We start from the raw sequence: 21,894 nt of genomic DNA on the forward strand, positions 1-21,894 counted from the left end.
ATCAGATGACCTGGACAGAAATTTTAGCCCCAATAAAAAGCACACCTTACTTTACTAATCTTTGGGAAAAAGTAAAACAGGAATACGCAACTACAAAAGTTTTCCCGCCAAAAAAACAGATTTTCAGAGCATTGGAGATTACGCCTTTTGATGAGGTTGAAGTTGTGATTATCGGGCAAGATCCTTATCATAATGACTTTCAGGCAAATGGTCTGTGCTTTTCGGTTTCCGAGCAGGTGACTGCACCGCCATCGCTGAAAAATATTTTTATCGAACTGAAAAGTGATCTCGGAATTGAAAGAACTTCAAAAGAACTGGACGATTGGGGAAAACAAGGCGTTTTATTATTAAATGCAACCTTAACGGTTCGTGCACATTCACCGAATTCTCACAAAGATCTCGGCTGGGAAACGTTTACCAATTATATTATTAAAGAAATTTCAGACAAAAAAGAAAATGTGGTTTTCGTATTATGGGGCGCTTTTGCACAAAAAAAAGCCGAACTCATTGATCCGGCTAAGCATTTTATATTAAAATCGGCACATCCATCGCCGTTTTCTGTTCACAGAGGATTTTTTGGAAGCAAACCTTTCTCAAAAATTAATGAATATTTAATTTCAAAAAACAAGAAACCTATCTCGTGGTAGAATCTTTTCCGCCTTTTGCAATGACGATTCCAATTCTATACTTTCCGCTCAATGATTTTGCTCCTTCTCCGGCTGCAGGAGCAGGATTTACTTCAATAAGAGAAATTGTATATCCGTTAAAAAAGGTTGATTTGTGATAATTTCTTCCCGCATTTTCTGTTGTTGCTAATGGTATTGTTATCGGTCTCGTCGTTGTTCCCATAAATTCAATATTGGCAACAGCTGCTCCCTCCCAAACACAAGTGACGCCTTCCGGGCATCGGCTGTCTTCAGCAATATTTTTAAAAGTGACATTCATTTGGTATTCGCCGAGAAATTTATTTTCTCCTTCAGTAAAATAAATGATTTTTCCTTCCACATTCTTGTTGTTTTTTGCAGCCACTTTTTCAGCACTTTTTGTTTCTTTTTGAGCATTGCAGCTTGCTAACATCAATAAAGCAAAGCACGGAATTATAATTTTGTAAAACATATCTTTTAAATTAAATTAGTCGTCAGATCCAAAACTACAACAAATAACATTGCCAAACCTACAACAAGGCTAAATCCTGTACCGTAAATAAATCCTATAAATGCCCCTTTTGTAGAGCGCAATGCCTTATTCATGTCTTTGCTGTCATGCAGAAGTTCACCAATGAAAACTCCGGCAAACATTCCTACCAAAAATCCTAGCGGAATTGGCAGAAAAATTCCTACGAAAGTTCCGATGATTGATCCTATACTTCCCCAATTTGTTCCGCCATATTTTTTATTGGTTTTTGCGGGAATTACATAATTTAAAACTACAGAAGCCAGTGTAAGAAAGACAAATGCCCAAATGTAAATCATCGACATATCTGAATCTGTTCCGTATTTATAAATTAAAAGTCCTCCAAGACTCAAAACCAGTCCGGGCAATACGGGTAAAAAAGTTCCTAATATTCCTAAGACAAGTAAAATAATACTGATGATTGAGATTAAAGTATGATCCATAAATTAGTTTTTAATAAAAAAAGTGACTTCGAAAAGCCACTTTTGGTAAGTATCAATTTTCAAGCCGATTTTCTAAAGATTAACAATCACGTATTGCAAAATTACTCCGGCATTACCAATGTTTCCCGAAGCGTGATTATGAAAAGTAGTGTAGTAAATATAACCACTTCCTGATGCACCAGAACACGGACCTACTGTCGCTCCTAAAGCTACTAAATAAGGTACTGCAACGGTAGGAACAGAAATGCTGATCTGGATATTTCCGGGAAGTGTAATACAAACTGTTGTGAAATTTGTATTGGGTGCATTCCCGATTGGCGTAGTCGGAACTCCTGTGGCAGTAAATTGATTGGTTCTGAGCATCAATGCATCATTGGTTGTGGCATCTTTTACTAAAACTTCCCAATAGGCAGGATCGTAAGTAATGATTTTTTGCCATGCTCCCAAATCATAATCAATATTTAAAGAACTAAAGCCAAGTGCAGCAGTAAGACCTGCATTGTTTACACTTGCTGCAAGCAGACCGGCAGAACCGGTGTTTTTTGAGCATAATTTTGAATCGGGAACAAACCCTCCGGCAAGTCCGCAGTTGTTTGTATTATTGGTTCCTCCGACAAGATAAGCAACATCCCAGTCTGATGCATAAATACTTCCGCCATTGGCTACGAAAATTGCTAGATTCGCATCGATAACCGGGTAAAGTGCCTGGTTAGCAGTATAGTTTCGGGAACCGCAGTTAAGGAAAACAATGTCATACTGTGCGAGAGTATTGATATTTGCAAGATCAGCATTGGTGATTTCGGTTGCGGTATATCCTAAGTTTTGAATGATATCTTCAATTTTATCGTACGAGCCTTTTACATAGGCAATCTTGGCAACCTGATTCAGTTTTGTCTGATTTGCATTGAGGCTGACTGTTTCGTTGTCTTTAATCGTTGCGGAAATTTCTGTACGGAAATTGCTTCCATTTCCTGTCTGAATGTAGACCGTATGTGTACCAACAGGAGCTTCCAAAATAAAATTACCGTCAGAATCTGATAACGTGTGGTAAATTTTATACTTTTCGTCAAATGTAAAAACAGAGGCACCTCCAATGGGCTTGCTTCCGTTTTGTGACATTACTTTTCCGGACAATTTTCCGGTTTTCATCACTGTTTCCGAAGTAATCTCGGCAGGAGTTTCAGATTCGGAGCGACAAGCTCCCAAGGATAATAATAGGATGAAAATGAAAAGAAAATTAAGTTTTCTCATAATAATAGTTTTATGGTTTAGACTACTAAATTAATGAATTTATTATTAAATGTATCTAAATTTTCATTTTAATTTGTTGAATTTGTAATGATTTTAGAAAATAGTTGTTGAAATTTGTTGTGGTAAAGGTTTTGCTGATTCTAATTTTATTAAATTTGCTATAATGAAAGACGAGTTAAAAGATACAAAAGACTTTTTGCAGAACATAAGCGATCAGATTCATTATTTTGTTAAAGATAATGTTTACTCTGACCTTGTTCTTACCGTTCAGATTTTACTTAAGTTTATCTTTTTGGCTGGACTTATTTACACGCTTGATTTTGTTTTCAAGCTTTTGGTAAATCTTATATTCAAGAGATTTTTTGATAAAGAAAAATATCCTGTTTTCAAATCGATTTATCAATCAAGAATTACCAATTCAATAGTTCATTTATCGGCTTTAGCATTCGCTGGTTCGGCTCTTTTTTCCGTATTTTACAGACACCCCAAAAGTTTTACGTTATTGGAAGTGATTGTGAATCTGTCAATCATCTTTGTGATTGCAGGAATGCTGTTTAGGGTATTAAATACATTCAGAAATTATTTTGTGATCAAGCAGGATTTTTATAAAATAATGGCTCTCAATGCTATTTCTGAATCGGTGAAAATTTTTGGTATTTTTATTCTGACCGTTATAGGGATTTGTACTGTATTTGGTATAAAAGGCGGTACCATTCTGGGAAGTTTGGGAGCAATCACAGCAGTCTTGGTATTGGTTTTCAGAGATACAATTTTGGGTTTTGTCACAGGTCTTCACGTAGCAACTTCACGAAGTTTGAAAGTCGGTGACTGGATCGGAATTCCAAAATACAATATTGAAGGGAATATTATGGAGATCAATCTTCTGACTACGAAAATCACTAATTTTGATAAAACAATTTCGTCAATTCCTACTTACGATTTGCTGACTACGGAGATCAAGAATCTTCAGGTAATGTCAGAATCCAACACGAGAAGAATTAAAAAATCAATCTTTTTTAATATCAATTCATTTAAGTTTTTAAATGTTGAAGAGATTGAGAAACTGAAAGATATTAATTTGATTGAAGATTATCTGAACGAAAAAACATCGGAAATCAATTTAGAAAAAGAAAAAATAGAGCATAAAGATAAAATCATTAACGGAAGACAGTTGACGAATATTGGTGTCTTTAGATATTACACACAGAAATATCTTGAAAACGATCCCGAAATTGATAAAGAAAGTCCGATCATGGTTCGCCAGCTCGAAATTACCACTCAAGGTCTGCCGATGGAAGTGTATTGTTTTGCAAACGACTCAAAATGGGAAAAATTTGAGCAGATTCAGGCAGATATTTTTGATCACCTTTTAGTCGCATCCAAAGAATTTGATCTTCAGATTATGCAAATCGGTTTGCCGAAATAAATTTTAAAATAAATAAGATTATAGATTAAGTATTAGTTTAAATCATTTTAAATCTGATATCTGAAATCTTTTATCTAACATCTATCAAAAATGACAAAACTAAGCGTAAACATTAATAAAATTGCTACGATCAGAAATGCAAGAGGCGGAGAAACACCGAGCGTTACTGAAGCTGCAATCAAAATTCAGGAATTCGGAGCACACGGAATTACCATTCATCCAAGACCCGATGAACGACACATCACCAGAAAAGACGTTTACGATCTGAAACCTTTGGTGACCACAGAATTCAATATTGAAGGAAATCCGCACAGAGATTTTATCGATATGGTTTTGGAAGTAAAACCCGAGCAGGTAACTTTAGTTCCGGATGCCGATGATGCAATCACTTCAAATGCAGGGTGGGACACCAAAAAGCACTTTGATTTTTTGAAAGAAATCATTGCTGAATTTAAAAATGCAGGAATCAGAACTTCTGTTTTTCTTGACCCGACTCCCACATTGGTAGAGTATGCTTTCAAAACAGGTGCTGACAGAATAGAACTGTATACTGAAGCTTACGCAAAAAATTATACGATCAATAAAGAACAGGCAATTAAGCCTTATTACGAAACTGCTGTCGTTGCCAACGAATTTGGTTTGGGGATCAATGCAGGTCACGATTTAAGTTCAGAAAATTTAAAATATTTCGCAGATAATATTCCAAATCTGCTGGAAGTTTCGATTGGTCATGCTTTGGTTTCTGAAGCTTTGTACATGGGCATGGAAAACACAGTTCAGGCGTATTTGAAGCGACTGGCAAAATGGTAATTTTTTAGATGAAAGAATTTTGCACACCTTTACCGGACAATAAAAAACAGTACATCAAAGATGTCGGAACTGTTCTCGTAAATGATTATGGCAAAAAAGATTTCTACAAGCCGGAAGAAATAAAAAAAGCCAATCAAAAAACCTCGTGGGGTACTTCTGGAATAGATTTTTCTTGTTGGAGCATGTCTGTATTTTCTTCACATAAAGATTTTGATGCTTATCACAGAAGCGAAGGCGAAGTTTGTGATTATGTAGAAATGAAGCAAACCATGTTGGAAGGTATTTCAGGAAATAATTTTGATTTTAGTTTTTTGGAATTTTCAGATTCAGACATTAATATAGACTCATCCTGGTTAGATTTAGGTGAAATCTTCGGAGCTATCGGAGATTTTTTCTCATCATTTTTAGATTAATAAATAATGGAAAATAATAATATATTACATTCAAAAATATTCGGCGAAAATTTATCGTCAACACCGCTTTTAGTATTTCACGGTTTGTTTGGAATGCTTGATAATTGGGGGAGTTTCGGGAAAGAACTGGGCGAGTTTTTGCCGGTTCATTTGATTGATCTTAGAAATCATGGAAGAAGTTTTCATTCTGAAAATATGTCGCATGACGATCTGGCGAATGATATTGCTAATTACATGGATCATTATGGCATTGAAAAAGCTCATGTTTTGGGACATTCTTTAGGCGGAAAAGCGGTAATGCAGTTTGCATTGAGCTATCCGGAAAAAGTTGAGAAACTGATCGTTGTTGATATTGGTCCAAAAGCATATCCTCCACATCATCAGGGGATTATAAAAGCTCTTGAAACAGTTGATTTCGAAACGGTTAAATCAAGAAATGAAGTGGAAGTAGTTCTTACTCAGTACATTCCTGAAAAATCAACCATTCAGTTTTTAGCTAAAAATTTGTATTGGGAAGAAATTGGTGATACAAAGAAACTTAATTGGAGATTCAATTTGAAAACACTTTCAGAAAAATACAATCAGTTTGTTTCAAATGCGATTAAATTTGGTGTTTTTGAAGGTGAAACTTTATTTATTGCAGGTGAAAAATCAAATTATATTTTACCACAAGACACATTTGCGATCAAACAGCAATTTCCGAAAGCTCAGATTGTAAAGGTGAAAAATGCTGCACATTGGGTTCAGGCAGATAATCCTGTAGAATTCAGTGAAGTGGTGAGGGATTTTTTAAGTTTAAATTAAATAAAATTAAAACTTTGTGTTCTTAGTTAAGTGAAACACCTTTGCGAACTTAAAAACAGTTAGTAGTTCAAAAAAAATCTTAGTGATCTTTGTGTTAAAATTAATTAATTATATCATACAAATTCAATCAAATAGTCACATAAAATTTGCAAATTTGCAGGAATTTGTAATTTACTAATCAAGCACAAAATAAATTCATGGTTTTTGTAACAGGAGCAACAGGAATTTTAGGCAGGGTCATCGTTTTGGAACTTTTGAAAAAAGGGAGAACGGTGCGTGCTGCAAAAAGACCTGCAAGTGATATTGATGAAGTGAAACATTCTTATCAGTTTTATACAGAAAACCCTGTAGATTTTTTCAATAAAATTGAATGGGTAAATGTTGATTTTGACGATATCCATTCATTGCAAAACGCCTTAAACGGAGTTACTGAAGTTTATCATTGTGCTGCCAAAGTAAGTTTTCACCCAAAGGATGAAAAAGAAATGTATCACACCAATATCAAAGGCACAGAAAATCTTTTATTTGCGTGCGAAAACTCAAGTGTTCAGAAGTTTCTTCATGTAAGTTCGATTGCGGTTTTGGATGGTTTTAATGAAAAAGGAGAATTGGATGAAGAATCAGATTTCAATCCTAAAACAGAACATTCTGCTTACGCAATTTCAAAACATCTTTCTGAAATGGAAGTCTGGAGAGCTTCCGCCGAAGGTTTAAATACCATCATCATCAATCCGGGAATGATTGTAGGAACAGGAAACTGGAAACAGAGTAGCGGTGAACTTTTTTCGACTTTTGAAAAAAACAGTTTTACGTTTTCAGGAGGATCAGCTTATGTAGATGTTCGTGACGTTGCAAAAATCGCCATCGATTTGATGGAAAAAGATAAATTCGGAGAACGGTTTATTCTTATTTCTGAAAGTAAAGAATACGCAGAAATCGGAAATCAGATCAGAAGAAAATTAGGTTTAAAAGATGTGAAGATTCTTTCTCGATCTCTATTAAATATCGGAAGATGGCTCAACATATTTTTGGGTTGGCTGATTCCGCAATTAAAAATGGCAACAAGAACCAATATTGAATCGGTGACTTCTTCCAGTATTATTTCAAATCAGAAAGTGAAAGATACCCTGAACTATGATTTTATTCCGGTTCAGAAAAGTGTAGATTTCCATCTCGACAATTATATTAATGACAAAAAGCTGAATCAATTATAATGAATCTTGCAGAAGCAATTATCAGTAAAAATGCAGAAAAATATTCTTTCAAATCAGCAGTAGGCTTCAAAAAGAAAGAAGGCTGGAAAGAATTGAGTTGGAAAAAATTCAGTGAAATTATTTTTAAAACAGCAAACGCATTAAAAAATAATGGTGTTGAAGAAAATGACAAAGTCGCCATCTATGCAGACAATTCTGCAGAATGGATGATTTTTGATTTGGCAGTAATGTCGATCGGAGCGATTACAGTTCCTATTTATTCTACCAACAATGCTGAACAGGCAGAATATATCATCAACGATTCTCAATCCAAAATTATTCTGGTCGGAAATCAGGCGCAGTATGATGCGTGTTTTGAAATTGTACAAAAAGAAAACAGCCTGCAGACTATTATTGTTTCTAAAAAAGCAGTTTGGGTAAAAAAAGAACATACTTTTTATTTAGAAGATTTTATTGCTAAAACTTCTCCGAAACTGGAGATTGTCAAAAAAGAATTTGACGATTTAGCAACCATTATTTATACTTCAGGAACTACCGGGACCCCAAAAGGTGTTATGTTAACTCACGGAAATTTTATTAAATCTTTTGATGCTCATTTTGAATATTTTAAGTTTAAAAATTTCGAGGAGGAACTATCATTAGCGTTTTTACCTCTGACTCACGTTTTCGAAAGATGCTGGAGTTTGCTTTGTCTTTACGGCGGTGCAAAAGTGTATTTCCTTGAAGATCCGAAAGATATTGCTGCAACTCTGGAAGAAGTGAAACCAACGATGATGTGCGCTGTTCCGAGATTTTTCCAAAAAGTGTATGCCGGAGTTTTAGAAAAAGCCAAAGAAGGTTCATCATTCAAGAAAAAAATCTTCGATTGGGCTCTTGAAGTCGGAAAACAGACCGCCGAATTGAGAAGAGCTGAAAAATCAGTTCCTTTCGGATTGATGCTAAAACATTCTGTTGCCAATGCTTTAGTTTTTAATAAAGTAAAACAGAAAATGGGTGGAAGACTTTGGTTCATGCCTTGCGGTGGCGCTTCTGTTTCGCCTGATGTAACACAATTGTTTGAAGCAATGGGACTTCATATCACAGTCGGTTATGGTTTGACAGAAACTACGGCGACTTTGACGGCTTTTCCTTTTACTCATTTTGAACATGGAAGTTGCGGAAAACCTCTGCCCGGAGTTGAAATTCGTATCGGAGAAAATGACGAAATTCTGGCAAAAGGAAACGGTATTATGAAAGGATACTATAATAAGCCTGAAGAAACGGCAAAAGTTTTCACGGAAGATGGCTGGTTCAAAACCGGAGATGCAGGACAAATCGACGAAAACGGAAACTTGTTTATCACAGACCGTATCAAAGATCTGATGAAAACTTCAAACGGAAAATATATTGCTCCACAACAGATTGAGAATATTCTGACCAATAACAATTTTATTCAGCAGATTGTTTTGATTGCGGAAGGAAGACAGTTTGTTTCAGCATTGATTGTTCCAAATTTTGAGTTTTTGGAAGATTATGCAAAAAAGAACAATATCTCGTCTGCCAATCGTGATGAATTAGTTCAAAATAAAGAAATCATCGATTTTTATAAAGATAAAATTAAAGAATTGCAGCACGAACTTTCAGATTTTGAAAAAGTAAAAAAGTTTACTCTAATGCCTTCAGAATTTGAAATCAGCAGCGGAGAAATCACTCCTACACTGAAAGTAAAAAGAAACGTAGTGCTGAAAAAATATGCTGATTTAATTGAAAAAATGTATTAGATATTTTTAAATTCTATATAAATCAACATAGAGTTTGTCATTCCGTAGGAATCTAAATTAGGAATTTTGCATTGTTGAGATTCCTACGGAATGACAAACTTTGAATTTATTAAATTCAAATTAAATAAAACTTTGTGGTCAGAAAAGACCATTCAATAAGTAAACTATGGCAACACAAGACTTCTTAGGAAAAGAAAATTATAATATCAGTTCAGAAACGGTTTCAGAAAGCTGTCCGTCAAATATTGCCCTGATCAAATATTGGGGAAAATACGAAAATCAAATTCCTGCAAACCCGAGTATCAGTTATACTTTAAACAATTGTAAAACCAATACAATAGTTGAATTTTTGGCAAACGAACTTTTTTCTGTTCAGACTTTTCTGTCAGGAAAAGAAGAACCGAAATTTGCCGAAAAAATTGAAAAGTATTTTAAAAATATTGAACAGTATCTTCCCTGGATTTTAAAAGGAAAATATATTATCCGAACTGAAAATACATTTCCTCACAGTTCGGGAATTGCAAGTTCAGCTTCCGGTTTTGGGGCTATTTCAAAATGTCTGATGAAATTAGATGAAACTTTTTCAGGGAAAACGTCAGATGAAGACCAGCTAAGAAAAGCCTCATTTTTAGCAAGATTAGGAAGCGGAAGTGCTTGCAGAAGTTTGTACAACGGTTTGGTTGTTTGGGGTAAATCTGATGAGGTTGAAGGAAGTTCTGATTTGTTTGCCGTAAAATATCCTGATGCTGAAATTCATGATGTTTTTAAAGATTTTAATGACTGGGTTTTATTAATTCATGAGGGTGTAAAAAGCGTCTCATCAACTGTTGGTCACGGTTTGATGAATACCAATCCTTACGCAGAAAGAAGATTTCAGGAAGCGAGAGAAAATTTCGTTCCGATGAAAGAAATTCTGAAGAACGGTGACTTGAATACTTTTATAAAATTGGTAGAACACGAAGCTTTAACGCTTCACGCCATGATGATGATGAGCGATCCCGCTTTTATTTTAATGAAAACCGGAACTCTGGAAGTCATTAATAAAATCTGGGATTTCAGAAGAGAAACTTCTTTACCATTGTTCTTCACTTTAGATGCGGGTGCAAATGTACATTTGCTGTTTCCAAATGATGGCTCAGAAGACAAAATCAAAACTTTTATTGAAACGGAATTGCTGCAGCATACTCAGAAAAATGGGGTGGTGAAAGATGTAATGAAGTTTTAACGAAAAATAATATTGAAGATTAATAGAAGCAGATTTATTCAGCTTTTTATTGATGAATAATTTGATTTTAGTCAAAAACTAATTTTCTCATTTAGATTCCTGCGGAATGACAAACTTTGTGGTAAAATTTGGAAAATCAAGACAGTCTTGGTCATTCCGGAGGAATCTCAACATAGTTTAAAAACACAAAGAATTTTTAATTTGACGAGAAATGTTAATCCTAATTTAGACTGTTGGAATTATTTCATTTGAATGGCTCTTTTGAGTAGCCGAGATTCTTACGGAAATGAAAAACTGTGTGTATTCAATCCTCCTTCACAATAGCATCACGTTCTCCGTCTTCCTTTTTGCCCTCTTCTATAATTTCTTCAGCTTCTGCTCTTTCTTCAGAATCGGCTTCTTCCACACGTTCTTCCTGTTCATCATTATGATGATCGATGAAAAATTCACAATACACCGGAAGATGATCCGAACCGAAACTTTCCAGCGTTTTGAGATCCTTTATAAAAATATCCTCACTGTGAAACATCAGGTCAATCGGGAATCTGAAAAGACGGTATTTTGCATGAAAGGTAGAGACGAAAGAACGGCCGACTCTGGGATCAATCAGATGACTCGTCTTTCTGAACAAAATAGATGATTTTGACCAGGCTACATTGTTGAAATCTCCAACTACGATCACAGGCTTTTCAATTTCCTGTACACGTTTTGCAGTACTCAGAAGATCACCATCTCTTTCTTTGGAAGTTTCTTCCTCTGTCGGACTCGGCGGCGGCGGATGTACTCCGAAAAAAACAAATCTGAAACCATCTTTTGTTTTAAGGTGCGCTTCTATACTTGGGATATCATCGGCAACAAAGAAATGCGTTTTAGATTCATCAATTTCCATTTTAGAATAGAAATGCATCCCGTATGTATTTTCCAGAGTTACTTTGTGCTGATATGGGTAATCTTTTTCCAGAACCTGCAATGCATTTTCCCAGTCTCCGTTGCTTTCCATGGTCAGGAAAATTTCCGGTTTATTTTTGTTGATCAGATTGATAAACTGATTATAATCTTTATTAAACTGATAAACATTTGCAGAAATAAAATGATATTTCTCTGACGAATTTTTACTTTGCGGATGTTTTTTGACTTTATACAGCGGAGTGTATTTGATCAAAGTAATGCCATGATAAATAAAAATCACCAACAAAAAACCCTGATAATACCAAAAATGTTCAAAGCTTAAAAAAAAGCCAAATGCAAAAGTGATTAATGTAATATAAGCAATCTGAATTTTACCGAAATCAGGAACCCTGAAAATCCAATGTGAACTCGGAATTTTTGGCAATACGGTTAAAATAAATAATAAAGCGACAAATATCAGATAAACTTCCCACATATTTTTTTTAATAGCACGTAAATGTAAGATATTTTGATAAAATTTTGCCTCTGTTTCTATTTAAAGTTTATTAATACAGGCTCTCACAGAAGAATATATTTCTTATTTTTATATTTTGAAAACTCATCTTATGAAAAAAATTGCCGGAATTTTTATATTATTAAGTTCATTCTGCTTTGCACAGCTGACTGAGAAAGCTTTAGTAAAAGAAACTGTAGAAAAACTTTTTGCAGGAATGAAAAATGCAGATGCTGAAATGATAAAATCAACTTTCACAGAAACAGTTATCATGCAAACGATCATGAAAGATGGGTCAGTAAAAAATGAAAATGCTCAGGATTTTATTACTTCTGTTTCAAATTTACCAAAAGGTGATGCAGATGAGAGAGTAACTTTTGAAGCGATTCATATTGACGGAAATTTAGCAAGTGTTTTTACTCCTTACGAATTTTATTTTAAAGGAAAATTCTCGCATTGCGGAGCCAATAGCTTTCAGTTGGTAAAACAAAATAATGTTTGGAAAATTCAGTATTTAATAGATACAAGAAGGAAAGACTGTGAAAAATAATTTAAAAATGAAAATTCATCACATTGCCATTATCTGTTCAGATTATACAATTTCAAAAGCATTTTATACTGATGTTTTAGGTTTAAAAATCCTGCGTGAAGTTTATCGTAAGGAAAGACAATCTTATAAGCTTGATCTTGGTATTGATGATCATTATGTGATTGAACTGTTCTCCTTTCCAAATCCACCAGAAAGACCTTCAAGACCAGAATCCTGCGGATTGAGACATCTGGCTTTTTCAGTGGAAAATGTAAATGAAAAGAGAGAAGAATTAATTGAAAAAGGTTTAAAATGTGAAGAAATAAGGATTGATGGATTTACAGGAAAAGAATTTTTCTTTACCCAGGATCCCGATCAATTGCCGCTGGAATTTTATGAAATTTAAAAATAATCTAATTTATTAATGAAAAAATATATCGTTGTTTTGGCTCTTGCACTCATGAACTGTCAGTTTCATGCTCAAACTGTAAATGAACCTGAAAATCATCCTAAAGAATGGTCACAACCTTATGAGCCTTTCCGGATTGCCGGTAATTTGTATTATGTGGGAACTTATGATCTGGCTTCATACCTTATCGTAACCAAAAAGGGAAATATTCTTATTAATACCGGATTGGCAGATTCTCTTCCGACAATAAAAAATAATATAAAGAAACTTGGTTTCAACTATAAGGATACTAAAATATTATTGCTTACTCAGGCTCATTACGATCATTTAGGCGCAATGGCTGCAATTAAAAAAGAAACCGGCGCAAAATTGTATGTCGACAAGGCAGATGCTGATGTTCTGAAAAGTGGCGGAAAATCTGACTATGAAATGGGGAAATACGGAGTTACATTCAAACCGGTAAATCCTGATTATGTTTTGAAAGATAAGGATTTTGTAACGCTTGGGGATACTAAATTGATGATGCTGCATCATCCGGGACATACGAAAGGCTCATGCAGCTATCTACTCGAAACCAAAGATGAAAAGAGAAAATATAGGGTTTTGATTGCCAATATGCCTACCATTATTATCGATAAGAAATTTTCTGAGGTTAAACTATATCCTGCAATTCAGAAAGATTATGAATATACTTTAAGAGAGATGAAAAAACTTGATTTTGACATTTGGGTAGCTTCCCACGCAGGTCAGTTTGATCTGCATGAAAAACATCAGCCAAAAGACGCATATAATCCCAGTGTTTTTATGAATAAAAAAGAATATCTCGACCAGATTGATTCTTTAGAAAAAGAATATCTTAATAAACTAAATGAATAAAAAAGGTATATCAATGTGCATATCCGGTCACAAAACTGATGACCATAATGATTAAAACAATTGATGAAATCATGACATAGAGATAGTCTTTTTCTTTTAGATAGCCTATCAAAGCAAAGATGATTCGCATCAAAGGAGTGAAAATCAGCATCAATATTCCTAATTGAATAATCGCCATTCCTTCTCCTTTGCAAAGGGTTTCCCAAAAATGTCCCCAAACTTTTTCCGAAGAAGTTCCCATGTCAAGAAGCTTGTATTTTCTCGGCATTTTAAATCCTTCTGTAAAAAGCTTAACAAAACCTATCAGTGAAGTAATTACTGATAAAATAACGCCTAATCTCAGTAAGTTTCCAACAGAACGGTTCAGATCAACATCAGTGAAATTTTTTCTCATGAGAAATTGCTTCTTACACCGTTATACATCATATAAATTGAGAGAATCGTGATTACGATAGCAAAAAACGTTTTAAGCTTTTTAGTTTTTGAAACCATTAAAGTTTTAGATCCTATGAAACTTCCCACCACAACTCCTACCAAAACAGGAGCTACAATGACAGGGATAATTTCGCCTCTCTGGAAATAAATTAATGAACTGGCAACCGCTGTCACACCAATCATAAAATTACTCGTTGTTGTAGAAACTTTGAACGGTAATCTCATCATATTATCCATCGCCAAAACTTTCAGCGCACCGGAACCGATTCCTAAAAGTCCGGACATTGCCCCTGCAAACATCATCATAAAAAAACCAGGAACTGTATTTCTTGCAGCATAGCTTTTCATTATGCCTTTATCCGGGAAAGTTCCGTATAATTTAAGCTTATCCTCCAAACTACCTTTAATCAGTGACTCCTGATGATCAGGTTTTCCTTTAAGATTTAAAACTACGGTAAGAAGGAGAATACTAGCGAAAATAATTCCGATCGTATTGGGATTAAGCATTCCCGAAACCAAAGCTCCGACAATTGCACCTGCAGTCGTTGCAATCTCCAAAAACATTCCGATTCTCATATTGGTAAAGCCTTCTTTCACAAAAGCTACGGCTGCTCCTGAAGAAGTACCGATCACAGAAATAAGCGAAGCACCGATCGCATAATGCATGGGAACACCGAAACCAAGTGTCAATAAAGGGATGATGATAACTCCTCCTCCTAAACCTGTAAGTGAACCCAGAAGACCTGCTGAAATAGCGCCAAGAAAGAGAATGATGATTTCCGACATGCTACAAATATAAAACTATTGGCGTTTTTGGGCAAACTTTAATGAAAGATTATTTTTTGCCGTATTTTTGCAAAAATAAAAGTCATAATGAAATTATTTTATATCATTCTCGGTGCAACGCCAAAAGGAAGAAACATAGAGCAGCATGATGTATTTTTCGGGATTGCCGAAAATTTGAAAGATCTGGTGCCTGCCATGAAAGAGTTCTGGTCAGAAGCTAAAGGAAAGATTCATATTGATGCTTATCAGGAAGTAAGATTTGCCGATGGATATGAAATATCTGTTGAACCTAAAAATACATTTGATAATGAAGAAAAACTGTTTTTAGTAAATCTTGGCGGTTACAGAGAAGATCATTTCAAGGAGTTTCATGAGCAGCATCTTATGGTAGGAAAGACGTTGGGAGAGGTGGTAAAAAAAGCAAAAGCCACAGAGTTTTATAATACAATGGGCTTTAAAGGTGCAGGAAGCCATATTGATGAGAAGTTCGGAGTAGACATCGATGATATTTTCAGTGTAAACGAAATACTGCCTGAAGAAATGAAACAAAAATATTCTCTGAAAATCAGGAAATCTGATGAAGAAAAACAGCAAAACCATACCTTTTTGGGTTATCTTATGCTTGATAAAATTAAATAGTAAATAAAATATAAAAATGAAAATAGGAATTTTAGGAGGCGGACAATTGGGGAGAATGCTCATACAGGAGGCTTTGAAATATGATGATGAATTTTATACGTTAGACCCGGCTTCAGACGCTCCTTGTCACAATATTTCGCATTTTACACAAGGGAGTTTTAATGATTATGAAACTGTTTTAAGCTTCGGGAAAGAGAAAGATGTTGTAACGATCGAAATTGAGCATGTAAATGCAGATGCTTTGGCAGAACTGGAAAATCAGGGTGTAAAAGTAGTTCCGAATGCCAAAATCATCAAAACTATTCAGCAGAAAATACTCCAGAAAGAATTTTATAAAGCACACGATATTCCAAGTCCGGATTTTGAAATTATGGATGGAAGTTCAGATGAAATAAAAATTCAGTTTCCATTTGTTCAGAAATTAAATACAGGTGGTTATGACGGAAAAGGTGTACAGATTATCCGTTCGTCTGAAGATTTGAGAAACTTATGGACTGAAGATTCGGTTTTGGAAAATCTGGTTGATATCGACAAAGAACTTTCGGTAATCGTTGCCATTAACGAAAATGGTGAAACCAAAACTTTTCCTGTGACGGAAATGGTTGCCGATCCTAAACTAAACCTGCTTGATTTTAATATTTGTCCGGTTTTTTTAAGTGAAGATGTTGAAAATCAAATCGATTCAATTACAGATAAGTTTTTAAAAGCGGTCGATTCTCCGGGGCTTTTTTCTATTGAATTATTCTTGGATAAAGAAGGAAAAGTCTGGGTAAATGAAACAGCTCCGAGACTTCACAACTCTGGACATCAAAGTCAGGAAGGAAATGCCAATTCCCAATTTGAGCAAATGTATCGTGTTGTGAAAAACTTACCTTTAGCCGATACGGATGCCATTATTTATAGCGGAATGCTGAATTTGGTTGGAGCAGAAGGCTTTTCGGGAAAAGTAATTTATGAAGGCATGGAAGAGGTTTTAAAACTTCCTGAAACCTACATTCACCTTTATGGAAAGACAGAAACGAAACCGGGAAGAAAAATGGGACACATCAATGTTTTGGCAGATTCCAGAGAAGAGCTGATGGAGAAATTGGTAAAAGTGAAAGCGATGGTGAGAGTGATTGCTTAGAAATATGAAAGACTGCTGAAAAGCGGTCTTTTTTATCTAATTACTTAAAATTTCAGGAAAATCAATCGTCCATTTTTTTTCCTGAGAATTCCATAGTAAATACGGACCATCGAAACCGTCAATATAAACAAGCTCAAAATTTCCATTTTTATCAGATGTATAAATTGGGTTTGCAGACTCATCTTTTTTGAATCCTAATTTTTCTAATGTTTGCCAGTCATTATTTTCCGGCAGTTTCTGATTGGTCTTTTTATACGCTTCGATGCTATTGATCAGCTCATTTCCAAATTTGATGTCAGATTTTCTGGTGATTTCAATCGGGAGATTCCAATAGATTGCTATTGACAAGATGATAAGAACGATTAGAGATAGAGAGATAATGAGTGCTTTTTTCATTGACAATAGTTATTTTTCTAATTCTTTGTTGAATCCCATTTTTATATATTCAACCTCTCTTTGATTTGGCTTCCTGTTTTTTAGTTCACTCCAAATGTTTAATGCATCTTCTAAAGTATTGACTCCCATTTCATAATTTTGTCTTCCCCATTTATACAATGCAATGCCAATATTTGTACTGAAAACACCTGGTTTTATCTGTATTCCGTCCATTTCGTGATCTTTTATTGAACTAAAAAAATCTAATTTTCCGCCTTCTTTACTTTCGTCAATTATTAATTTTTTTAGAAGAGCTTTATCAAGTATTTTTACTTCACTTGGCTTTCCATCACCAAGCTTTTTTGAAGTTATAAGCTTTTTAACTTTAGTTTTAATTTCATCATTGCTTATTACCGTAAATTTTTTATTGTTAAAAGATAGAATATTATCATTCAATTTCGCATTCTTATCATAATTCTGATTAATGATTTCATTTGCACGATTTTCTGTTATATCACCCTTAATGTCACATGGGAAAGTTTCACTTGATCCGGTTGCGGGATTTATTACAAAAAAAGCTTTTTCGGGTTTATCAACAATCATAACCATATTAATGGGAGAATTGCCTTTTATTATTAGAAAGAAATCCGAAGGAAGTTTAGTTGCGAAAGCTTCAATTTCCTCTAAAGTTGGATTTTCATTTACAAAGACTGATGAATTTTTATTGTTAATGTTGTTCGCAATTGTATAATAATTTGTATTTAACTGATATTCCTGTGTTTTTTCCTCTGAAACTGTAATTGAGTTAAAAACTGGATTTCCATTTTTATCGGTTTGGCAAAATAGATTTATTGAAATGAATGCAGCGAAAATTGATAAATATTTAACCATTATTTTGTTTTTATTATTCAGTATTTTATGATTACAAAAATCAGAAATATAAAATGAATTCAATTTATATAAATGTAAATATGATAAAAAATTATTTTACTTAAAAATCCTTTTAATGACATTCCCGATTTCCATAAAATCATCGTGATTTCCCACTGAGCGTTTCTCAGCGTTATTTCTATCATATTCGGAGTAAGGGAAAATAAGGAGATAGTTGTTGTCTTTCAGGCTTTTGTTGAGAAGATCAGGGATCAGTCTCATTCTAGGGATATAAGATTGCATTCCTCTTTTTGCCATAAAAAGAATCAGTGCCTCATTTTCTATTAACTGAGCTGCCGTTTTTTCTCCATCTTTCCACGTATTCATAATGATAAATTCAGCTTCAATATTAGCTTTTTTAATGATTCTCTGAAGAATGTTGAGAATGGTTTCCGGAGCATAAAAAACAAGTGTCGCACCTGAATTTCTGGCAATATTCCAAACTCTTAAGAGTGAATGGAAAAATCCGGCTTCTTTGTGAGCATTTTCAGGAATCATTACTGCATATTTTTTGATAGTGGAAAGTGGTTGTGCAGCGTGATAAACCAAAACGTTCACATCATCATTCTGAAGGTAACCGTTGTAAAGATTGTAAACAAATGAAGGTGAAAAGCCTTTTTTATCTTCAAGCCCGATGATTAAATCTGTGATTTTCTGTTCTTTAATCACATTGTTGACACCGTTTATGACATCATTATCATATCTTTTTAATGCCTGAAGTTTTACATCTGCTGCCGCTGCAGTGTCGATTGCGTGATGGAGGAGTTTTTCAGCATTTTTTACCGAAGATTCATTTTTATCTTCATTAATGATATTTAAAGCAAAAAAATCTTTTGTATTTGAATGTGCTTTAATCAGAATTCCAAGATTCACCATTCTTTCAACTGTTACTTCGTAATTGATGGCTAAAAGTATATTTTCTTCCTCATGATTATTTCCGGAAACTGTGTCTTCATTATCACTTTCAGCAATTTTCTGCGCACTTGCCATCGAAATAAATGACGAAATCGTACAGGAGACTAAGATTAAAAGAATACTTCCATTCAGAACGTGTTCGTTTAATAATCTTACAGGTTCACCGTTTTCACTTTCAGAAATAATAATGTTGTAACCCACCATTACAGAAGCTAAAGTTGCCGCTGCTGAAGCTGAACTCAAACCGAAAATGAGTTTGCCTTCTTCTTTTGAAAGCCTGAATGTTTTTTGTGTGGCCACAGCTGCTAAATATTTTCCGCCTATTGAGGCAACAAGCATGATGGCTGCAACACCGAGGGTTTCAAGACTTTTAAAGAATATATTAAAATCAATCAGCATTCCTACACTGATCAGGAAAAACGGAATAAAAATGGCGTTCCCCACAAATTCAACACGATTCATCAGAGAAGAAGTATGCGGAATCAATCTGTTTAAAGCTAAACCTGCGAAAAATGCTCCGATAATCGCCTCGACTCCCGCCAGTTCTGCCAACATGGCAGCGAGATAAATCATTACCAAAACAAAAATATACTGCGAAATTTTATCATCCACTTTTTTAAAAAACCATCTTCCGATCATTGGAAACAGAAATAAAACAACCAATGCAAACACGATAAATGACACCGAAAGTTTTATCCAAAAAGCTGTTCCCACATCTCCCTGAGACATCCCGACTATTATCGCCAAAACCAAAAGTGCAAGTACATCGGTAATCATTGTTCCGCCAACGGTAATGTTTACGGCGAGATTTTTTGCAATTCCGAGTTTACTGACTAAAGGGTAGGCAATCAATGTGTGGGACGAAAATAAACTGGCAAACAGAATAGAGGTGAGCATTGAGAAATTTAATAAATAATAAGCTCCTATAAATCCCAAAACGAAAGGTGCGATAAATGTATACAGCCCGAAAGTGAGACTTTTCCATTTGTTTCGTTTGAAGTCGCCCATGTCAATCTCCAGCCCGGCAAGAAACATGATGTAGAGCAATCCTGTTGTTCCCGTGACTACGATACTGCTGTCTCTTGCAAGTACATTGAATCCGTTTGGACCAATGATGGCTCCTGCAATAATCAGTCCCAGCAAATGCGGAACTTTGATTTTATTCAGTAAAAGTGGTGCTGCCAAAATGATAATCAAGACCAGCAGGAACTTCAATACAGGGTCTTCGATTGGGAAAGTAAGATTATGTATGCTTAGAATCATAAGTGTTATTTTTGAATTCGGGTAAGCTCAACTGAAAACCTTGCATTGCAATTATTATCAACCGTTACCGTTCGTATTCCTCTGATTTTGTCGGGTGAAATTTCATTAAGAAGAATATGCATTTCTACAGTTTTTTTGGCTGTAGAATCTGTTTTGTAATTCAGTTTAACTTCATTATTTTCAAATTTTCCACTGTAAGTTCTTATGAGATTATTGTTGTTGATGATTTTGGTCGAAAGCTGGATAGAATCGCTGTCAAATTCCCAGTTGTCGACACGTTGATCTCCCACTGCATAGTCGCTGCAGTTAGATTCTGTGCAGATCACTTTTCCGCTCCATATTCCGGAAATTTCCTTTGGCCATAGCATGATCTGAACAGAGTCTTTCTTATTAAAAATACTGTCACGCATTTTTAATAAAGCCTGATACTCTGACTCTTTTTGGTCAAATAATTTTTCTTTTTCGAGAAGTTTTGTTTCTCTTTCGGTAAGCTGTTGCTGCTTTTCTTTGTTGTCGCAACTTTGAAGAAGAAAAAAACAGGTGAAAAGTATAAAAAGATATTTTTTGGTCATAATCTACGAATTGATCTCAGTAAATATGCAAAAATTATGACAAGTAAAGATTCGATGATGAAAAATGCCTGAATTTTGTTGATTAATGAATGTTTTAAAGTATTAATTACATCTATAGAAACCTAATTAACATTAAGTTTGAGATTCCTTCAGTAATGATAAACTTTCTATTAACTAACAAAAATTATCCTTCAATGCGTTTTCTTTTGAACATTTCAGGATTGTAATTGATGATAAAAACACCTAAAATAATAAGAACCGCTGCAACAATAAATTTAACAGAAATGCTTTCATCTAAAATCAGCCAACTCAGGAAAATAGAAATCACCGTATTGACATAAGCCAAAATAGAGACCTGAACCGGAGAAATTTTGGTCAAAGCATAATGGAAAGCAAAAAAAGCTGAGACAGAACCGAAAATTGCTAAATAAAGCATTGCAGAAATACTTTTAACACTCCAGTTTCCGAAATGATAATCTTCTGAAAACATAAAAGCAAAACAAAGCTGAACAATTCCTGCGAAAGCAAACTGATAAAAAAGATTTAATGAGATATTTCTGCTCTGAATATTTAATTTTTTTGTAAAAATAGTTCCCGAAGCCCAACCTCCGATAGCAATGAAAAGATAAACAATTCCCAGTCGGTAATCGGGATTTGCCATGTCTGCCAAACCGTCCCAAAAGATAAAAAGAATTCCGCTGAAACACATTAATACCCCAAAAAAAGCCCTGAAAGTAAATTTCTGCAAACCAATTGCAACACTTCCAAGGAAAACAACGATAGGAGAGCATGCGCTGATAAGGGAAGTAAGGCTGCTTGTAACATCTTCTTCGGCTACGGTTGTCATTCCGTTGGCGATAATCAGCATTAAGGTGGAGAAAATCAATTGATATCCTAAATTTTTCCAGCCGATCCACTTAAATTCTCTGCGGTAAAGCAGTATGAAAAGCATGATAACCGCTGCTAAAAACTGACGGATTCCTGCTACAAACCAAGCCGGAATAGTTTCTACGGCAATACGAATTGCCAAAAAGGTCGTTCCCCAGACAATGGCAACAGTAAGTACGGCAAAAATAAGTTTATAATCCTTCAAAATAGTGTGAAATGATGGTGTAAAG

General features: G+C 34.7%; 24 protein-coding genes. 13 read left to right on the plus strand and 11 right to left on the minus strand.

What is annotated here, in order from left to right; translation table 11 throughout:
• Positions 1 to 5 precede the first annotated feature (5 nt).
• Entirely contained in the window at positions 6 to 647 is a 642-nt protein-coding gene (locus tag AC4FQ5_RS11860) for a uracil-DNA glycosylase (RefSeq protein ID WP_491143541.1), read from the plus strand.
• Here the strand turns inward: AC4FQ5_RS11860 and AC4FQ5_RS11865 are convergent.
• From AC4FQ5_RS11865 to AC4FQ5_RS11875, 3 genes are all read right to left on the minus strand, one after another.
• Entirely contained in the window at positions 634 to 1,116 is a 483-nt protein-coding gene (locus AC4FQ5_RS11865) for a hypothetical protein (protein ID WP_491143543.1), read from the minus strand. The two genes, AC4FQ5_RS11860 and AC4FQ5_RS11865, sit on opposite strands and share 14 nt — an antisense overlap.
• 5 nt (positions 1,117 to 1,121) lie before the next feature.
• Positions 1,122 to 1,616: a DUF456 domain-containing protein gene (locus tag AC4FQ5_RS11870; RefSeq protein ID WP_491143545.1), complete on the minus strand. Its 495-nt coding sequence runs from the start codon at positions 1,614 to 1,616 to the stop codon at positions 1,122 to 1,124.
• 72 nt (positions 1,617 to 1,688) lie between these two features.
• On the minus strand, positions 1,689 to 2,867 hold the full coding sequence (locus tag AC4FQ5_RS11875; RefSeq protein ID WP_491143546.1) for a peptidase associated/transthyretin-like domain-containing protein: 1,179 nt from the start codon (positions 2,865 to 2,867) through the stop codon (positions 1,689 to 1,691).
• 163 nt (positions 2,868 to 3,030) lie between these two features.
• On the opposite strand from AC4FQ5_RS11875, the gene AC4FQ5_RS11880 reads away from it, so the two are divergent.
• From AC4FQ5_RS11880 to AC4FQ5_RS11910, 7 genes are all read left to right on the plus strand, one after another.
• Complete coding sequence (locus AC4FQ5_RS11880) at positions 3,031 to 4,293, plus strand: mechanosensitive ion channel family protein (protein WP_491143547.1); 1,263 nt, start codon at positions 3,031 to 3,033, stop codon at positions 4,291 to 4,293.
• Between the two features lie 90 nt (positions 4,294 to 4,383).
• The gene (locus AC4FQ5_RS11885; protein ID WP_491143549.1) at positions 4,384 to 5,103 is read left to right on the plus strand and encodes a pyridoxine 5'-phosphate synthase; all 720 of its coding nucleotides are present in this window, start codon (positions 4,384 to 4,386) and stop codon (positions 5,101 to 5,103) included.
• Between the two features lie 8 nt (positions 5,104 to 5,111).
• Positions 5,112 to 5,516, plus strand: coding sequence for a DUF6559 family protein (locus AC4FQ5_RS11890; protein ID WP_491143551.1), 405 nt, complete (start codon positions 5,112 to 5,114; stop codon positions 5,514 to 5,516).
• Positions 5,517 to 5,522: 6 nt separating this feature from the next.
• Positions 5,523 to 6,320 carry an alpha/beta fold hydrolase gene (locus tag AC4FQ5_RS11895; protein WP_491143552.1) on the plus strand — a complete coding sequence of 266 codons (798 nt, stop codon included), beginning with the start codon at positions 5,523 to 5,525 and terminating at the stop codon, positions 6,318 to 6,320.
• A 197-nt stretch (positions 6,321 to 6,517) separates the two neighbouring features.
• On the plus strand, positions 6,518 to 7,534 hold the full coding sequence (locus AC4FQ5_RS11900; RefSeq protein ID WP_491143554.1) for an NAD-dependent epimerase/dehydratase family protein: 1,017 nt from the start codon (positions 6,518 to 6,520) through the stop codon (positions 7,532 to 7,534).
• The gene (locus AC4FQ5_RS11905; RefSeq protein WP_491143556.1) at positions 7,534 to 9,294 is read left to right on the plus strand and encodes an AMP-dependent synthetase/ligase; all 1,761 of its coding nucleotides are present in this window, start codon (positions 7,534 to 7,536) and stop codon (positions 9,292 to 9,294) included. The genes AC4FQ5_RS11900 and AC4FQ5_RS11905 overlap by 1 nt, the downstream gene beginning before the upstream one ends.
• 166 nt (positions 9,295 to 9,460) lie before the next feature.
• Complete coding sequence (locus AC4FQ5_RS11910) at positions 9,461 to 10,519, plus strand: diphosphomevalonate decarboxylase (protein WP_491143558.1); 1,059 nt, start codon at positions 9,461 to 9,463, stop codon at positions 10,517 to 10,519.
• A 304-nt stretch (positions 10,520 to 10,823) separates the two neighbouring features.
• On the opposite strand, the gene AC4FQ5_RS11915 is transcribed toward AC4FQ5_RS11910, so the two are convergent.
• The gene (locus AC4FQ5_RS11915; RefSeq protein ID WP_491143560.1) at positions 10,824 to 11,903 is read right to left on the minus strand and encodes an endonuclease/exonuclease/phosphatase family protein; all 1,080 of its coding nucleotides are present in this window, start codon (positions 11,901 to 11,903) and stop codon (positions 10,824 to 10,826) included.
• A 130-nt stretch (positions 11,904 to 12,033) separates the two neighbouring features.
• Here AC4FQ5_RS11915 and AC4FQ5_RS11920 point away from each other — a divergent pair, with 130 nt between their 5' ends.
• From AC4FQ5_RS11920 to bla, 3 genes are read left to right on the plus strand one after another with little or no spacing between them, the layout of a single operon-like run.
• Positions 12,034 to 12,471 (plus strand): nuclear transport factor 2 family protein, encoded by a 438-nt coding sequence (locus AC4FQ5_RS11920; protein ID WP_491143562.1) that lies wholly within the window; start codon positions 12,034 to 12,036, stop codon positions 12,469 to 12,471.
• Between the two features lie 7 nt (positions 12,472 to 12,478).
• Positions 12,479 to 12,856 carry an SMU1112c/YaeR family gloxylase I-like metalloprotein gene (gloA2, locus tag AC4FQ5_RS11925; RefSeq protein WP_491143563.1) on the plus strand — a complete coding sequence of 126 codons (378 nt, stop codon included), beginning with the start codon at positions 12,479 to 12,481 and terminating at the stop codon, positions 12,854 to 12,856.
• 18 nt (positions 12,857 to 12,874) lie between these two features.
• On the plus strand, positions 12,875 to 13,735 hold the full coding sequence (gene bla / locus AC4FQ5_RS11930) for a subclass B3 metallo-beta-lactamase (RefSeq protein WP_491143565.1): 861 nt from the start codon (positions 12,875 to 12,877) through the stop codon (positions 13,733 to 13,735).
• A gap of 10 nt (positions 13,736 to 13,745) precedes the next feature.
• On the opposite strand, the gene AC4FQ5_RS11935 is transcribed toward bla, so the two are convergent.
• Both AC4FQ5_RS11935 and AC4FQ5_RS11940 read right to left on the minus strand, forming a co-directional pair.
• The gene (locus AC4FQ5_RS11935; RefSeq protein ID WP_491143567.1) at positions 13,746 to 14,129 is read right to left on the minus strand and encodes a DUF1634 domain-containing protein; all 384 of its coding nucleotides are present in this window, start codon (positions 14,127 to 14,129) and stop codon (positions 13,746 to 13,748) included.
• Positions 14,126 to 14,956: a sulfite exporter TauE/SafE family protein gene (locus tag AC4FQ5_RS11940; RefSeq protein ID WP_491143569.1), complete on the minus strand. Its 831-nt coding sequence runs from the start codon at positions 14,954 to 14,956 to the stop codon at positions 14,126 to 14,128. Before AC4FQ5_RS11940 ends, AC4FQ5_RS11935 begins: the two co-directional genes overlap by 4 nt.
• A gap of 87 nt (positions 14,957 to 15,043) precedes the next feature.
• Between AC4FQ5_RS11940 and AC4FQ5_RS11945 the strand changes: the two genes are divergently transcribed.
• Together AC4FQ5_RS11945 and AC4FQ5_RS11950 are read left to right on the plus strand one after the other, a co-directional pair.
• Positions 15,044 to 15,595, plus strand: a complete 552-nt coding sequence (locus AC4FQ5_RS11945; RefSeq protein WP_491143571.1) for a DUF1543 domain-containing protein — start codon at positions 15,044 to 15,046, stop codon at positions 15,593 to 15,595.
• 16 nt (positions 15,596 to 15,611) lie between these two features.
• The gene (locus AC4FQ5_RS11950; RefSeq protein ID WP_491143573.1) at positions 15,612 to 16,721 is read left to right on the plus strand and encodes a 5-(carboxyamino)imidazole ribonucleotide synthase; all 1,110 of its coding nucleotides are present in this window, start codon (positions 15,612 to 15,614) and stop codon (positions 16,719 to 16,721) included.
• 36 nt (positions 16,722 to 16,757) lie between these two features.
• On the opposite strand, the gene AC4FQ5_RS11955 is transcribed toward AC4FQ5_RS11950, so the two are convergent.
• The 5 genes from AC4FQ5_RS11955 to AC4FQ5_RS11975 all read right to left on the minus strand — a co-directional run bounded on the left by AC4FQ5_RS11955 (position 16,758) and on the right by AC4FQ5_RS11975 (position 21,869).
• Entirely contained in the window at positions 16,758 to 17,117 is a 360-nt protein-coding gene (locus AC4FQ5_RS11955) for a hypothetical protein (RefSeq protein WP_491143575.1), read from the minus strand.
• A 9-nt stretch (positions 17,118 to 17,126) separates the two neighbouring features.
• A complete protein-coding gene (locus AC4FQ5_RS11960) occupies positions 17,127 to 17,987 on the minus strand; it encodes a hypothetical protein (RefSeq protein WP_491143577.1) in 861 nt (286 codons plus the stop codon).
• A 96-nt stretch (positions 17,988 to 18,083) separates the two neighbouring features.
• Positions 18,084 to 20,204 (minus strand): cation:proton antiporter, encoded by a 2,121-nt coding sequence (locus tag AC4FQ5_RS11965; protein ID WP_491143579.1) that lies wholly within the window; start codon positions 20,202 to 20,204, stop codon positions 18,084 to 18,086.
• 5 nt (positions 20,205 to 20,209) lie between these two features.
• The gene (locus AC4FQ5_RS11970) at positions 20,210 to 20,776 is read right to left on the minus strand and encodes a hypothetical protein (protein WP_491143581.1); all 567 of its coding nucleotides are present in this window, start codon (positions 20,774 to 20,776) and stop codon (positions 20,210 to 20,212) included.
• A 184-nt stretch (positions 20,777 to 20,960) separates the two neighbouring features.
• On the minus strand, positions 20,961 to 21,869 hold the full coding sequence (locus AC4FQ5_RS11975) for a DMT family transporter (RefSeq protein ID WP_491143583.1): 909 nt from the start codon (positions 21,867 to 21,869) through the stop codon (positions 20,961 to 20,963).
• Between the last annotated feature and the right edge of the window lie 25 nt (positions 21,870 to 21,894).

It is taken from the genome of Chryseobacterium sp. DT-167, from assembly GCF_058310155.1.